Raw genomic sequence first — 837 nt, 5'->3', positions numbered from 1 at the left:
GCCGGGCAGGGTGGCTTCCTGGCTGCGGCGCAGGATGTCGGCGGCGTGGTCTTGATCGGGGACGCTGAGCGCGTCGTGTGCGGCCCGTGCCAGGTCGCCGGCGCTGGCGTAGCGGTCCTCGGGTTTTTTAGCCATGCCGCGTGCGATCACCGCGTCGAGTGCCTTGGGGATGCCGGAGCGGGCGGCGCTGGCCTGCGGGATGGGGTCCATCAAATGGGCGGTGACCAAGGTGGTGGCGCTGTCGGCGCGGTAGGGCGGGGACCCGGTTAGGCACTCGTAGAGCACACAGGCCAATGCGTAGATGTCAGCGCGGTAGGTGACCTCGTCGTTTGAAAATCGTTCGGGGGCCATGTATTTCCAGGTGCCTACGGCGGTGCCCAGTTGGGTCAGCTTTTCGTCGGTGGTGGCGCTGGCGATGCCGAAGTCGACCAGGTACGCGAAGTCGTCGCGGGTGATCAGCACGTTGGGCGGTTTGACGTCGCGGTGCATCACCCCGGCGGCGTGCGCGGCGTCTAGCGCGGAGGCGATGTGGGTGATGATGGCCACCGCGCGCGGCGGGGTGAGCGGTCCGTAGCGCTTGAGGATGTTGTCGAGGTCGGTGCCCTCGATCAGGCGCATCTCTAGGTACATTTGCCCGTCGATTTCGCCGTAGTCGTGGATGGGTACGACGTGGGGTTCCTGCAAACGCCCGGCGATGCGGGCTTCGCGCTTCATTCGCTCGCGAAACACCGGGTCCTTGCTGAATTCGGCGGTCATCAGCTTGACCGCGACCGTCCACTCCTTCACGGTGTGCTCAGCCTCATAGACCTCGCCCATCCCGCCCCGGCCCAGCAGCCG

The 837-nt window shown here is 66.7% G+C and carries 1 protein-coding gene; it reads right to left on the bottom strand.

Translation table 11 applies throughout. The features are described from left to right. Positions 1–837 (bottom strand): serine/threonine-protein kinase (locus F0Q45_RS26325; RefSeq protein WP_149656632.1); only part of this gene is annotated, 837 nt, incomplete at both ends.

It is taken from the genome of Mycobacterium simiae (assembly GCF_008370645.1).
Classification (GTDB): domain Bacteria; phylum Actinomycetota; class Actinomycetes; order Mycobacteriales; family Mycobacteriaceae; genus Mycobacterium; species Mycobacterium simiae_A.
The sequence above is the reverse complement of the archived record's forward strand: the minus strand, read 5'-3'. Positions and strand labels throughout refer to the sequence as shown.